Genomic DNA, 13200 nt, shown 5'->3' on the forward strand with positions numbered 1-13200 from the left:
AAACACCGGAGGCGTTGAGGGACCTGCCGCGCCGATCTTTTCGGCACCGCCCAAATCCGGTGAGGTGTTTACTTCCCCTGCACGGCGATGCGGACGACCGTCGGGTCGCGCTCGCCGGCCCGGTCGGCGAACTCCGCGCCGCGGTGCACCACGTCGTACTCGTGCCGCCGCCGGTGCAGGGACGCGCTGAGCATGATGTGGTCGAGGTCCTCGGCGTTGCCCGCGGTCACCGCCGTGTAGCGGTCGCCGGCGGGCAGCTCCGCGGAGAGGTCGGCGAGCCCCGCCTCCCTGGCCAGGGTCTGCACGGGGATGGACGCCCCGCGGTCGTTGAGGTCGCCCGCCACGATCACGCTCGCGTTCGCGTCCACCCTCCGGACGGAGTTCACGAACCGCGCGACGACGCGGGCCTGCGCGTCGCGGCGCCACGCGGTGGGCTGGGACGGCGGCTGGGCGGGCCCGAAGAGCGGCTGGTCGTCGCCGGTCCGCGGGAACCACTGGTTGGCGATGACGATGAGGCGCCGGCCCTGCCAGGTCAGCTCCCCGGCGACCGGCTTGCGGGTGCCGGACCACGCGGCGTCGCGCGGCGCGATCCGGCCGGGGCTGAGCGTGAGCCCGGCCGTGCCGCCGCGCGGGACGGCCCGGACCGCGGTCACGGCCGGGTCGGGCCGCTTCGGCGGCTCGTCCGGCAGCGGCTCGGAGGGGGAGGGGCGGTCGACGAACGCCAGGCCGCGGTCGGTGCGGAACAGGAAGCCGACCCGGTCGTTGGCGCCCTTGCGCCCGCCGTCCTCGTTGTCGCGCGGGTCGACCGAGCGCCAGTCGTAGGCGGGTCCGCCCGCCGCGCTGATCGCGGTGATGAGCTGCGCGACGGTCTGGTCGTCGGCGACGGTGCCGTCGTCGTCCGGCCCGCTGTTGTCGCCGAGCCCGGTCACCGCGACGAGGTCGGGGGAGCGCAGGCCCGTCACGATGTCGCGGGCCACGGCGTCGAACCGCGCGGGCGGCGCGTCGGGGTTCAGCCCGTCCAGCCCGGCGGTGGCGACGGCCAGCTCGCCCCGGCGCTGCGGCCGGGTCGCCTCGCGCGCCAGCGTGCCGGGGACGCGCCGCGGCGACGCGGTGAGCAGCAGCCGGAAGTCGCCGTAGGAGTAGTCGAGGACGCCGTCGCTCGGGCCGGCCAGCCGGTCGCCGACGTTCACGGCGGGGATCGGGGCGAGCGCGTCGTCGAGGATGACCCGCTCGGGGTTGGCGTCGCCGTCGCGCAGCAGGATGCCGCCGCGCGCCGTCCGCGCCCGCGCCCCGGCGCCGCCGGCGGGCAGGACGGGCAGCTCGCCGTCGAGGGTGGGGCCGGCCGCGACGGCGTCCTCGACGCGGACCCGCATGCCTTCGAGGGCCTCGTAGAAGTCGATGGCGTCGTGGCGGGGGTCGAAGGCGCCGCCCCGCTCCACGTTCCCCCGCCCGCGGTCGATCACGGCGCCCGGCGGGCGGACCCCGCGCGGGCCGAGCACGGCGGGCGCCGGGAGCGGCGCGCCGCGCGCGCCGACGGACGTCGCGGTGGCGTCGATCTCCGTCCGGGTCAGCCCGCCGGACGTCCGGCCGCCGGGGCGGAACTCGCTGACCTTGCCGTCCACCCGGACGGAGTCGCCGACCCGGGCCTTGGGCGCGGTCCGGGTGAAGACGAAGACGCCCTCGGAGGTCGCGTGGCTGCGGTCGGGCTGGGGGTCCTGCATCCAGAAGCCGTTGACGGTGAGCGCCGTCACGACGCCGGGGACCCCGGACACGGCGCGGCCGTTCAGCGGCGAGATGTGCGCGGCGCCCTGGATGTCGCGGATGCGGGGCGAGGGGGCCGCCGCGTGGGCCGCGGGGGCGGCGAGCAGCGGCGCCGCCAGCGCCGCCGCGGCCAGGAGCGCGCCCAGACCGTGCACCAACCACGCTCCATGACCGACTCGGAGTCCGAACGAACGACAAGGATGATACGCGGGTGCGACCGTGCGGCGTGCCGTCCCGGGATGGGCGCGATCGCGGGGCGGCACGCCGGGGGCCCGGGGGCCGGGCGGCGGCGCGGGCGGGCTACTCCTCCAGCGTCAGCGCGGCCTTCGGGCACGACCGGACCGCGTGCCGGACGCGGTCCTGCTCCTCGGGCGGGACGTCCGGCTTCAGGATCACCAGCTCGTCGTCGTCGGTGAGGTCGAAGACCTCGGGGGCGAGCCCGACGCACACGGCGTTCGCCTCGCACACCAGCGGGTCGACCCGTATATTCATCGCCTTCTCCGTTCACGAATCCCGGTGAGCGCCGCGGCGGCCGGGGCCCGGCCACCGCGTCCGCCAACCTACCGAACACGGTTCGGGAAGGTGTCCGCGCACCCGGAAAAGTAGAACACGTTCCAGTCTGGTGGGGCAAGCCGTCCTGGACACCGCACGTCTTGTCCGGACGATGTCGGACATGGCACCGGCGAGATAAGGTGCCCCGGACAGAGGAGATCGATGACCGACACCAAGGCGTCCACCCCCGCGGGGACGACCGCCGCGCCCGCCCCGGCGATGCCCGCCGACCTGCGGCGCGTCGCACGCGCCGCCAAGGGCTTCATGCCGGAGGAGGAGGGCCTCGCGCTGTACGAGACCGCCCTGCTCTACGGGGGCCGCCTCGCCGCGACCGGGCCCATGCTGGAGGTCGGCACCTACTGCGGCAAGTCCGCCGTCTACCTGGGCGCCGCCGCCCTTACGGCGGGAACGGTCCTGGTCACCGTCGACCACCACCACGGCTCCGAGGAGAACCAGCCGGGCTGGGAGCACCACGACCCGTCCCTGGTCGACCCGAGCACCGGCCGGATGGACACGCTGCCCACCTTCCGCAAGACGATCGGCTACGCGGGCCTGGAGGACCAGGTCGTCGCCGTCGTCGGGCAGTCGCGCACCGTCTCGGCCTTCTGGCGGACGCCCCTGGCGCTGCTGTTCATCGACGGCGGCCACGCCGAGGAGCACGCGCAGGGCGACTACGAGGGCTGGGCGCCGCACGTCGCCGTCGGCGGGGCCCTCGCGATCCACGACGTCTTCTCCGACCCGCGGGACGGCGGGCAGCCGCCCTACCACGTCTACCTGCGGGCCGTGGAGAGCGGAGCGTTCGAGGAACGGCGGGTGGAAGGGTCGCTGCGCGTCCTGGAAAGGATCGCCGACACCGACCCCCTCACGCCCGCCTGACGCCTCTCACGCGCCCCTGAGGCGCCTCACACGCGGTTGGCGGCCGCCACCAGCGCGCACCCGCACGCCAGCGGGTCGGACGCCTCCGACGGCCCGAGCGGCCGTCCCGCGATCTCCTTGAACAGCCGGGAGCCGGGGGACGCGCCCGCCAGCGCGTCCGCCGCGAGGACGACCGCCGCCGCCGTGTAGGTGGAGCGGTCACCGGGGAAGTGCCGCTCGTTCTCGAACTGCCAGCCCGTCCAGTACGAGCCGTCCTCGTGCCGGAGGTGCTGGATGGTGGCGAACAGCTCCAGCGCGCGGTCGCGGTCGCCCGCCGCGTCCAGCGCCAGCACCAGCTCGCAGCTCTCCGCCGCCGTCACCCACGGCTGGTCGGACACGCAGCGGCACCCGAGGCCCGGCACGACGAAGGTGTCCCACCGCTCCTCGAACCGGCGGGCCGCGTCCGCGCCGCGCACCGGGCCGCCGAGCACCGGGTAGTACCAGTCCATCGACCAGCGGCTCTTGTCGGCGAACGCCTCCGGGTGCGCGGCCACCACGTGCCCGAGCTGGTCGGCGGCGAGCTCCCACTCCGGCTGGTGCTCGCCGAGGTGCTCGGCCAGCGCCACCGCGCAGCGCAGCGACTGGTAGATGGACGAGCAGCCGGTCAGCAGCGCGTGGTCGGCCGGCCCGCCGTCCTCGTGCCGGATCCAGATGATCTCGCCGCGCCGGGTCTGCAGCCCGAGCGTGAAGTCGATCGCCCGCCGGACCGCCGGCCACATGTGCCGCGCGAAGCGCTCGTCGCCGGTGCTGAGCAGCTCGTGCCAGACGCCGACCGCGACGTAGGCGGCGTGGTTGGACTCGCCGCCCGGCTCGGTGACCTCGCCGAGCACCCACTTCGCGGGCCACGACCCGTCCGGCCGCTGGACGCCCCGCAGCCACTCGTAGGCCCGCCGGGCCTCCGCGCCGAGCCCGGCGACCGACAGCGCCATCGCCGCCTCGACGTGGTTCCAGGCGTCCACATGGCCGGGGACGCCGCCGGTCGGGGAGAACCACGGGATGGCGCCGGACGCCTCCTGCTGCGCCGCGATGCTCCGCGCCGTCGCGACGATCTCGTCCGTCGTGAGGATTCCGGGGACTGCGGGCGGCGCGGTCTCAGACCGCATCCGCCGTCTCCCTGGCCGGGGCCGCGGGCGTGCCGGGGACCGCGGGCTTGGCGGAGTAGACGACGACGCTCTTTCCGATCAGCGGGTTCATCACGCGCTCGGCCAGCCGGGTGGCGAGCGGCCGCTTCATGATGTCCCACACGAGGATCTGGTGGTAGGCCTTGGCCAGCGGGTTGCCGTCGTTGTCCACGCCGACCGCGCACTTGATCCACCAGTACGGCGCGTGCAGGCCGTGCGCGTGGTGGTGCCCGCCGATCTTGAAGCCGGTCGACTTCAGCTTGGCCTCCAGCTCGGCGCGCGTGTAGATCCGCACGTGCCCGCCCGGGGCCGTGTGGTAGTCCTCCGACAGCGCCCAGCACACCCGCTCGGGCAGCCAGCTCGGCACCGTGACCGCGAGCCTCCCGCCCGGCTTGAGGACGCGCAGCAGCTCGCGCATCGCCCGCATGTCGTCGGGGATGTGCTCCAGCACCTCGGACGCGATGATCGCGTCGAAGTGGTCGTCGGGGAACGGCAGGTCGAGCGCGTCACCCTGGACGGTCTCGGCGGTCGCGTCCTCGGGGACCTCGCCTTCGAGGCGCATGGCCCCGAACATCGTCTCGACCCCGGCCAGCTCGCCGGCGTCCTGGTCGAAGGCCACGACGTGCGCACCCCGGCGGTACAGCTCGAAGGCGTGCCGCCCGGCGCCGCACCCCATGTCGAGGACGCGGTCTCCGGGAGAGACGCGGAACCGCTGGAAATCCACGGTCAGCAGGGTCGTGCTCCTTCCGTACTGGGGCCGCCGGGAGGGCGCTCCCTCACTTGCCCCCGGCGGCGAGCCGCCGGTAGTTCTGCTGGGTGATCGCGGCCCGGTAGTGCTCGACGGTGGCCTGCGCCACGGCGGGCCAGGCGAACCGCGCCTGGACGCGCGCGAGGCCGGCGGCGCTCGCCCGCGCGCGCTCCTCGGCGGAGTCGTGCAGGCGGTGCAGGGTCGCGGCCAGCTCCTCCACGTCGCCGGGCTGGACGAGGATCCCGGCGTCGCCGACGACCTCGGGCAGCGCGCCGGCGCGGCTGGCGACGAGCGGCGTCCCGGACGCCATGTGCTCCACGGCCGGCAGCGAGAACCCCTCGTAGCGGGACGGGACGACGGCGATCTCCGCGGACGCGAGCAGCTCGCCCAGCTCCTCGTCGCCGATGCCGCTGACGAACCGGACGCGGTCGCCGAGAGCCAGCTCGCGGACGAGCTTCTCGGTCGGCCCGTCCTTCTGCGGCCGGCTCACCACGATCACGTGGACGTCCCGCTCGGTGGCGACCTTGGCGACCGCGCGCAGCAGCACGTCCACGCCCTTGATCGGCGCGTCCGCGCTGGCCATCGCGACGATCCGGCCGCGGACGCGCTCCCCGCGCGGGTGGAAGACGCGGGTGTCGACGCCCAGCGGGAGGATCTCGATGTCGCGCGGGTCGACCTTGAAGTCCTTGACGATGTCGACCTTGGACGACTCCGACACCGTCAGGACCGGGCCGATCCGCCGCGACACCTGCGACTGCATGCCGACGAACCCGTACCAGCGGAGCTTGCCGAGCTTCTGCTTGATCCCGCGGGCGGCCTCGATCTCGATGCGGCGGTCGACGCTGATCGGGTGGTGGATGCTGGTCACCAGGGGCAGCCCGAGCCGGGCGATGCCGAGGTTGCCGAGGCCGAGGACCTGGTTGTCGTGCACGACGTCGAAGTCGCGGCGGCGCCGGCGCAGCAGCCGCAGCGCGCGCAGGCTGAACGTCAGCGGCTCGGGGAAGCCGCCCGTCTTCATGTGCGCGAACTCCAGGACGTCCAGCCAGTCGCGGAACTCGCGGAGGGCGGGGGTGCGGAACGGGTCCTCGTCGCGGTACAGGTCCAGGCTCGGCAGCTTGGTGAGCGTGATCTCCTCGCGGTCGAGCTCGGGGTACGGCTGGCCCGAGACGACCTCGACGGTGTGCCCGAGATCGACCAGTTCCCGGCTCAGATGCCGGAGGTAGACGCCCTGCCCGCCGCAGTGCGGCTTGCTCCGGTACGAGAGCAGGGCCACCCGCAACGGGCCGCCCGCCTCGCCTGCCTCACCCACGCCAGGCCCTGTTCACGCACCACTCCCGTCAGTCGAGGGACGCCGGTCGCACGCGCACCGGCATTTCCTTTATGCCGTTGATGAAACTAGACCTTAGCCTGCGTACGTTACCGCTGAGTTCAATATTGGGCATGGCGTCCAAAAGTGTTTCGAAGAGCACACTCAGCTCAAGTCGGGCAAGGTGCGAGCCCAGGCAGAAGTGGGGCCCTCCGCCGCCGAAGCCGAGGTGCGGGTTCGGGTCCCGTCCCACGTCGAAGGAGTACGGGTCGGCGAACACGGCCTCGTCGCGGTTGGCGGACGAGTAGAAGACGACGACCTTGTCGCCCTCCTCGATCTTCTTGCCGCCGAGCTCGGTGTCCTGGACGGCCGTCCGCCGGAACAGGTTGACCGGCGTGACCCAGCGGACGATCTCGTCCACGGCCGTGCGGACCAGGGACCGGTCCGCCCTGAGCCGCGCCCACTGCTCGGGATGCTCCAGCAGGGCGAGCATGCCGCCGGTCGCCGCGTTACGGGTCGTCTCGTTCCCGGCGACCGACAGCAGCATGACGAACAGCTCGAACTCGTCCCCGGTCAGGACCTCGCCGTCCGCGTCCGGCTGGAGCAGCCTGGTGACGATGTCGTCGCGGGGGTTCTCCCGCCGGTCGGCGGCCAGGACGTTGGCGTAGGCGTACAGCTCGGTCGCCGCGGCCTGGCCCTCCTCCGGCGTCCGCTGGAACTCCGGGTCGTCCCCGCCGATCAGGGTGTTCGACCAGTGGAAGATCTTCTCCCGGTCCTCCGGCGGAGCGCCCAGCAGCTCGCAGATCACGTACAGCGGCAGCGGCGCCGCCAGGTCGCGGACGAAGTCGGCGTCCTCGCCGCGCTCGGCGGTCTCGGCCACGAGCGTCCGGCAGATGCCGCGGATGTGCTCCGCCAGCGCGCCGATCGCGCGGGGAGTGAAGCCCCGGTTGACGATGCTCCGCTTGCGGGTGTGCTCCGGCGGGTCCTGGTTGAGCATCATCATCCGCTGCAGGACGAGATGCTCCTCCGGCGGCTCGTCGAACAGGGCGAGCCGCCGCCAGGACGAGAAGACCTCCGGATGCCGCGACACGTGGACGACGTCCTCGTGCCGCGTGACCGCCCAGAACGGCGGGTAGTCCCGCTCCGGATCGCCGTGGTGCCGGTGCACCGGTTCGTGCTCCCGCAGCCAGGCCAGCTGCTCGTGCGGGGCGCCGCCGCGCTCGTACGCGCTGGGATCGACCAGTTCGATGTCGGGGGTGGTGGTCATCGCCTCGAACCTCCTTGTCCGGAGTGATGGGCGCCGTCAACCCCCGAGAGGAGCCGAAGGCGTGAACCGCACCGGGATCTCCTTGTAGCCGTTGACGAAGTTGGACCGCAGCCGGCGCGGCTCGCCGGCGAGCCGGATGTCGGGCATCCGCTCCAGGATCGTCTCGAAGATGATCCGCAGGTTCATCCGGGCGAGGTGGGTGCCGAGGCAGTAGTGCGGGCCGCCGCCGCCGAAGCCGAGGTGCGGGTTCGGGTCGCGGCCCACGTCGAAGGAGAAGGGGTTCTCGAACACCCGCTCGTCCATGTTGGCGGAGCCGTAGAACAGCACCACCTTGTCGCCCGCCTTGATCTCCTTGCCGCCGAGCTCGGTGTCGACGAGGGCCGTCCGGCGGAACTGGTTGATCGGGCTGACCCAGCGGACGATCTCCTCGACCGCCTTCGGCAGCAGGCTCCGGTCCGCCTTCAGCCGCTCCCACTGGTCCGGCCGCTCGAAGAAGGCGAGCATCCCGCCGGCGGTCGCGGTCCGGGTCGTCTCGTTCCCCGCGATCGACAGCATGATGATGAACAGCTGGAACTCCTCCGGGCTGATCGTGTCGCCGTCCGCGTCGGGCTGCAGCAGCTTGGTCACGATGTCGTCGCGCGGCGTGGACGCGCGGGCCGCCGCGAGCCGCCCGCCCCACTCGGCGAACTCGGCGGCGCACAGCGTCGACTCCTCGCGGCCCTCGATGAACTCGGGGTCGTTGAACGCGACGAGCTTGTTCGACCAGTGGAAGATCTTCTCCCGGTCCTCCAGCGGGGCGCCCAGCAGCTCGCAGATCGTGTACAGCGGCAGCGGCGCCGCGAACTTCTCCACGAAGTCGCACTCGCCGAGCGGCGCCGCCTCGTCGATCAGCTCCTTGCAGATCCGCCGGATGTGGTCCTGCAACCGCCCGATCATCCGCGGCGTGAAGCCCTTGTTCACCATGGACCGCAGCCGGGTGTGGTCCGGCGGGTCCTGGAACAGCATCATCTGCCCGTAGAGCGCGATGTCCTCGTCGGAGAACTCCTCGAACATCGCCGACCGCACGTGCGAGGAGTACGGGTCGGCGCGCCGCGACACCGCGACGACGTCCTCGTGCCGGGTGATCGCCCAGAAACCGGGGACCCCCTCGTTGGGGTCCTGGTGCCAGTGCACGGGGTCGTTGTCGCGCAGCCACTGGAACTGCCGGTGCGGGATGCCCCCGCGCTCGTACACGCCGGGGTCGATGATGTCGATCTCGGGAGCTCGGAAGGCCCGGTGGGCGGAGACGGGAGACGTCGCGACTGCCATGGAAGATCCTTCGTGCCGGGGTGGAGACCACACGAGGCGAACAGGCCGTTTGAGCGCTTGCTTGGGTGCGCGCACCTAGAACAGGTTCTAACATGAGACTCCAGTCTCATCAAGGCCCCCGCGCCGGAGCGACCCGTGCCGCATCCGGCCCGCGCCCCCTCGTCCGCCTGCGGGCCGTGGACGGGAACGGTCAGCGCAGGACGTAGCGGAGCGGGTCGTCGGTGCCCTCGCGGCGGGCCACCGCCCGCGTCTCCAGCGTGCGGATGTGGGCGGCGGCCTCCGCGGCGGCCATGCGGCGGGCCTGCTGGGCCATGTCCGCCCAGGGATGGCGCCAGGTGAGGCCCGCCGTGAGGTCCCACAGCGTGATGGGGCTGGACGACAGGAGCGCCGCCACCTCGGCGAGGCGCTGCTCGTGGTGGTCGATGATCTCGCGGGCGCGGGCGGACAGCCCGGTGAAGCGGAACTGGTGGGCGGGCAGGACCTCCTCCACCGACATCGCGGACACCTTGTCCAGCGACCCGAGGAAGTCGCTGAGCGGGTCGATGTCCGGGGTGTCGTACGGGTAGAGGCCGATGTGCGGGGTGATGCGGGGCAGGACGTGGTCGCCGGTGAAGATGCGGTCGCCGTCCTCCAGGTGCAGGCAGATGTGCCCGGGGGAGTGGCCCGGCGTCCAGACCGCGCGGAGCCGGCGGCCGGGCACGTCGACCAGGTCGCCGTCGGACAGCTCGCGGTCGGGGATCGCGGGCGGGGCGACCCGGGTCTGCTGGCTCGGCCCGCTCAGCTCCGACTCGGCCGCGCCGGCGCGGCGCAGCGCGGTCAGCTCGAACGCGCGGCGGCCGCCCTGGCCGACCTCGTTGAAGAGCCGGACGATGCCGGCGTCCGCGTGGTGCATGGCGATCCAGGCGCCGGACGCCTCGCGGACGCGGCCGGCGAGGCCCGAGTGGTCGGGGTGGAAGTGGGTGACGACCACGCCGTGCACGTCGGCGACGTCGATCCCGAACGTGCCGAGGCCGTCGCACAGGGCCGTCCAGGCGTCCTCGTGGTGCCAGCCCGCGTCGATCAGGACGGGCCCCCGCGGGCTCTCCACCGCGTACACGAGCGTGTACGCGAGGGGGTTGTCCGGGATGGGGACGGGAACGCTCCACAGCCCGCCGCCGAGATCTTCAGGTTCCGGCTGCACCGAGACCGCCTTTCGCGCCTGTCAGGGGTCGAGGCCCCGGCGACGGTCGCCGGGGCCGGAGTCCAGGATGCCCGCTCAGATCCGCTCGATGATCGAGGCCGTGGAGAGGGCGCCGCCCGCGCACATCGTGACGAGGGCCGTGCCGGCGTCGCGCCGCTCCAGCTCGTGCAGCGCGGTGGTGATCAGCCGGGCGCCGGTGGCGCCGACGGGGTGGCCGATGGCGATGGCGCCGCCGTTGACGTTGACCCGGTCCATGTCCGGCCTGTGGACCGACGCCCACGACAGCACGATCGACGCGAACGCCTCGTTGATCTCGGTGATGTCGATGTCGCCCATCGCCATGCCGGACCTGCGCAGCACGCGCTCGGTCGCCTGGACCGGCCCGTCGAGGTGGTAGTACGGCTCGCCGCCGACGAGGGCCTGCGTCCTGATCCGGGCGCGGGGCCGCAGGCCGAGCGCCGCGGCCTTCTCCTCCGACATCAGCAGGACGGCGGCGGCGCCGTCGGAGATCTGCGAGGACGTGCCCGCGGTGTGCAGCGCCTCCGGCATCACCGGCTTCAGCCCGGCGAGCCCGTCGGCGGTCGTCTCGCGCAGGCCCTGGTCGCGGGTGACCTCGCGGGTCTCGCCGGTGACGTTGCCCTCGGCGTCCAGGACGGGGGCCGTGATCGGGGCGACCTCCCGGTCGAACCGGCCGTCCGCCCACGCCTTGGCGGCGAGCTGCTGGGAGCGGGCGCCGAACGCGTCGAGGTCGGCGCGGGTGATCCCGCGGCGCGCGGCGATCCGCTCGGCCGCCTCGAACTGGTTCGGCATGTCGAGCGACCAGTCGTCCGGGCGCGGGTTGGCGGGCAGCACGTTGGTGCCGAGCGGGGCGCGGCTCATCACCTCGACGCCGCAGCCGATCGCGACGTCCACGACCCCGGCCGCGATCTGGGACGCGGCGAGGTGCACGCCCTGCTGCGACGACCCGCACTGCGCGTCGATCGTGGTGACGCCGGTCTGCCACGGCAGCCCGGCGTACAGCCAGGAGTAGCGGCCGATGTGGCCGCCCTGCTCGCCGGCCTGCGTCACGCAGCCCGCGAAGACCTGCTCCACCTCGGCGGCGTCGATGCCGGCGCGGCCGACGACGGCGTTCAGCGCGTGCGCGAGGACGGCCATCGGCTTCAGGCCCGCCATCCAGCCGTTGCGCTTCCCGAGCGGCGTGCGCACCGCCTCGACGATCACCGGGGTACCCATGCGGTCTCCTTCTAGAACGCGATTCGCCTTCGACTGTAACGTGTTCTAACTTTTCCGGGGAAGAGTGGGTCCCGGTGAAAGGGATCGGCGCCGGGCGCGGGCGGCGGCCGCGGATCGCCCCCTGTGGGCACGCGGACGCGTCCATTAGCCTGGGTGCGACGATCCCCCCGCGCCGGAGGGCCCCATGGCCGCAGATTTCGACGATCCCGTGTTCGACGAGGACTTCGTCCGGAGCGCGGTCTTCACCGAGCCGTCCGCCCGCGAGCGGGCCCGCCCGCCGAGCCGGCGCGAGCGGCGGCGGTCCCGGCGGTCCGCCCGGCGGGCCGCGGGCGGCCGGTTCCGCCGCCGCGGGGAGACGAGCCACCGCATGGCCGTGTTCCAGCTCATCGGGGCCGTGCTGGTGCTGCTGGCGATCTCCATCGCGCTCTGGTGGTGGAACTCGGCGCCGCGCGCCGAGGAGCCGGCCCCGCCGGTCGGCCCGACGATCACCCACTCCCCGGCGCCCGGCCCCACCCCGACCGGCCCCACCCCGACCGGCCCGGCCCCGACCGGTCCGGCGACGCAGACGCCGCCGACCGGCATCCCGGAGATCTAGGCGAGCCGCACCCGGAGTTCGGCGTACGCCGGGACGAGCACCCGCCGGGCGGGGCGCCGGGAGACGATCCGGTACGGGCGCCCGGCCGCCAGCAGCGTCCCCAGCATCCGCGCGACCTGCACCCGCGCGACCGCCGCACCGAGGCAGAGGTGCCGGCCGCCGCCGAACCACAGCTGCCGCGTCTCGGGCACGTACCCGCGGTGGACGTCGAACGGGCCGGCGCCGTTGGTGGCCCGGTGGACCAGCAGCAGGACGCGCTCGCCCGCGCGGAGCCGCCGGCCGCCGACCGTCGCGTCCCGGGACACGTGCCGCCCGATCAGCGGGGCGGGGGCCGCGACGCGCAGGCCCTCGCGGACGGCGGCGTCCATGAGCGACGGGTCGTCCAGCAGCGCCCGCTGCCGGCCGGTGTCGTGCAGCAGCGCCGCGGTCCGGGCGGTCCCGGAGGCGCCGGTCTCCGTCCCGGCGATCACCAGCAGGGTCGCCAGGCCGCGGCTCAGCGGCAGCCCGAGGCCCATCGCGCGGCACCGGCCGAGAAGGGTGTCCGGCCCCGCCGCGCGGTAGGCGTCCGGGACGGCGGCGGTGAGCCCGGCCACGATCGCGCGGGCCTTCGCGAGCACGGCCGGGTCGAGGTCGGTGGACGCGGTGGTGCCGAGCGCGAGCCGGGCCAGCCGCTCCCCGGCGGCGAACAGCTCGCGGCAGGCGTCGTCGGACCGCCCGGTGGGCAGCCCGAGCAGGTCGGCGACCATCCGCCCGGCGAGGACGCGGGCGGCGTCGGCGACGTCCACGTCCGCGCCTGTGGCGAGGCGGTCGGCGAGCGCGGCGTGGGAGGCGCCCTGGGAACGTTCCACCAGGGTCCGCGCGGCGTCTTCGGTGAACAGGTCCCGGACGCCGGTGCGGATCTCCGCGTGCCGCGCGCCGCCGAAGAAGCGGCCCATCTCGTCCCCGAACAGCTGCGTCCACAGATGCCCGACGCCGCCCTCGCCGGTCATGCCGAAACCGGCGTGGTCGTTCAGCACGTCCCGGGCCAGGACGGGATCGGTCACCACCCACCCGAGCCTGGGGACGCGCGCGATCGGGCCCGTGTGGCGCGCCGCCTCCAGGAGGGCGAACAGCGCCCGGTTCGCGGCCCACAGCAGCCGCGCCTCGTGCCGGTTCGCGATCTTCATGCTGGTCATCCGGCGATTCTGGCCGCCGGTGGGCCGGGACGGAAACGC

Annotated in this window: 12 protein-coding genes; 2 read left to right on the forward strand and 10 right to left on the reverse strand. The window is 73.9% G+C overall.

Features of this window, described 5'->3' with window-relative positions:
- Nucleotides 1-68 precede the first annotated feature (68 nt).
- Both ABGB11_RS14320 and ABGB11_RS14325 read right to left on the reverse strand, forming a co-directional pair.
- Nucleotides 69-1916, reverse strand: a complete 1848-nt coding sequence (locus tag ABGB11_RS14320) for an endonuclease/exonuclease/phosphatase family protein (RefSeq protein WP_347632726.1) — start codon at nucleotides 1914-1916, stop codon at nucleotides 69-71.
- A 145-nt stretch (nucleotides 1917-2061) separates the two neighbouring features.
- Complete coding sequence (locus ABGB11_RS14325) at nucleotides 2062-2253, reverse strand: ferredoxin (protein WP_347632728.1); 192 nt, start codon at nucleotides 2251-2253, stop codon at nucleotides 2062-2064.
- Between the two features lie 222 nt (nucleotides 2254-2475).
- Between ABGB11_RS14325 and ABGB11_RS14330 the strand changes: the two genes are divergently transcribed.
- Nucleotides 2476-3189: a class I SAM-dependent methyltransferase gene (locus tag ABGB11_RS14330; RefSeq protein WP_347632730.1), complete on the forward strand. Its 714-nt coding sequence runs from the start codon at nucleotides 2476-2478 to the stop codon at nucleotides 3187-3189.
- 26 nt (nucleotides 3190-3215) lie between these two features.
- On the opposite strand, the gene ABGB11_RS14335 is transcribed toward ABGB11_RS14330, so the two are convergent.
- The 7 genes from ABGB11_RS14335 to ABGB11_RS14365 form a co-directional block, all read right to left on the reverse strand.
- On the reverse strand, nucleotides 3216-4331 hold the full coding sequence (locus ABGB11_RS14335; RefSeq protein WP_347632732.1) for a prenyltransferase: 1116 nt from the start codon (nucleotides 4329-4331) through the stop codon (nucleotides 3216-3218).
- Entirely contained in the window at nucleotides 4321-5082 is a 762-nt protein-coding gene (locus ABGB11_RS14340; RefSeq protein ID WP_347632902.1) for a methyltransferase domain-containing protein, read from the reverse strand. Before ABGB11_RS14340 ends, ABGB11_RS14335 begins: the two co-directional genes overlap by 11 nt.
- A gap of 43 nt (nucleotides 5083-5125) precedes the next feature.
- Nucleotides 5126-6406: a glycosyltransferase family 4 protein gene (locus ABGB11_RS14345; protein WP_347632734.1), complete on the reverse strand. Its 1281-nt coding sequence runs from the start codon at nucleotides 6404-6406 to the stop codon at nucleotides 5126-5128.
- A gap of 28 nt (nucleotides 6407-6434) precedes the next feature.
- Nucleotides 6435-7670, reverse strand: a complete 1236-nt coding sequence (locus ABGB11_RS14350; protein WP_347632736.1) for a cytochrome P450 — start codon at nucleotides 7668-7670, stop codon at nucleotides 6435-6437.
- Nucleotides 7671-7706: 36 nt separating this feature from the next.
- Complete coding sequence (locus ABGB11_RS14355) at nucleotides 7707-8978, reverse strand: cytochrome P450 (protein WP_347632738.1); 1272 nt, start codon at nucleotides 8976-8978, stop codon at nucleotides 7707-7709.
- Between the two features lie 190 nt (nucleotides 8979-9168).
- A complete protein-coding gene (locus ABGB11_RS14360; protein WP_347632740.1) occupies nucleotides 9169-10158 on the reverse strand; it encodes an MBL fold metallo-hydrolase in 990 nt (329 codons plus the stop codon).
- Nucleotides 10159-10233: 75 nt separating this feature from the next.
- The gene (locus ABGB11_RS14365; RefSeq protein WP_347632742.1) at nucleotides 10234-11391 is read right to left on the reverse strand and encodes a steroid 3-ketoacyl-CoA thiolase; all 1158 of its coding nucleotides are present in this window, start codon (nucleotides 11389-11391) and stop codon (nucleotides 10234-10236) included.
- Between the two features lie 184 nt (nucleotides 11392-11575).
- Between ABGB11_RS14365 and ABGB11_RS14370 the strand changes: the two genes are divergently transcribed.
- A complete protein-coding gene (locus ABGB11_RS14370) occupies nucleotides 11576-11986 on the forward strand; it encodes a hypothetical protein (RefSeq protein WP_347632744.1) in 411 nt (136 codons plus the stop codon).
- Here the strand turns inward: ABGB11_RS14370 and ABGB11_RS14375 are convergent.
- Nucleotides 11983-13161, reverse strand: coding sequence for a cytochrome P450 (locus ABGB11_RS14375; RefSeq protein WP_347632746.1), 1179 nt, complete (start codon nucleotides 13159-13161; stop codon nucleotides 11983-11985). The two genes, ABGB11_RS14370 and ABGB11_RS14375, sit on opposite strands and share 4 nt — an antisense overlap.
- Nucleotides 13162-13200 lie beyond the last annotated feature (39 nt).

Source organism: Actinomadura sp. B10D3 (assembly GCF_039871695.1).
Lineage (GTDB): Bacteria > Actinomycetota > Actinomycetes > Streptosporangiales > Streptosporangiaceae > Spirillospora > Spirillospora madurae.

What these genes read in the sequence shown, in the direction of transcription:
- ABGB11_RS14325 (WP_347632728.1), bottom strand. Translation starts at nt 2,253, where the DNA reads ATGAATATACGGGTCGACCCGCTGGTGTGCGAGGCGAACGCCGTGTGC.
- ABGB11_RS14330 (WP_347632730.1), top strand. Translation starts at nt 2,476, where the DNA reads ATGACCGACACCAAGGCGTCCACCCCCGCGGGGACGACCGCCGCGCCC.
- ABGB11_RS14335 (WP_347632732.1), bottom strand. Translation starts at nt 4,331, where the DNA reads ATGCGGTCTGAGACCGCGCCGCCCGCAGTCCCCGGAATCCTCACGACG.
- ABGB11_RS14350 (WP_347632736.1), bottom strand. Translation starts at nt 7,670, where the DNA reads ATGACCACCACCCCCGACATCGAACTGGTCGATCCCAGCGCGTACGAG.
- ABGB11_RS14355 (WP_347632738.1), bottom strand. Translation starts at nt 8,978, where the DNA reads ATGGCAGTCGCGACGTCTCCCGTCTCCGCCCACCGGGCCTTCCGAGCT.
- ABGB11_RS14365 (WP_347632742.1), bottom strand. Translation starts at nt 11,391, where the DNA reads ATGGGTACCCCGGTGATCGTCGAGGCGGTGCGCACGCCGCTCGGGAAG.
- ABGB11_RS14370 (WP_347632744.1), top strand. Translation starts at nt 11,576, where the DNA reads ATGGCCGCAGATTTCGACGATCCCGTGTTCGACGAGGACTTCGTCCGG.
- ABGB11_RS14375 (WP_347632746.1), bottom strand. Translation starts at nt 13,161, where the DNA reads ATGACCAGCATGAAGATCGCGAACCGGCACGAGGCGCGGCTGCTGTGG.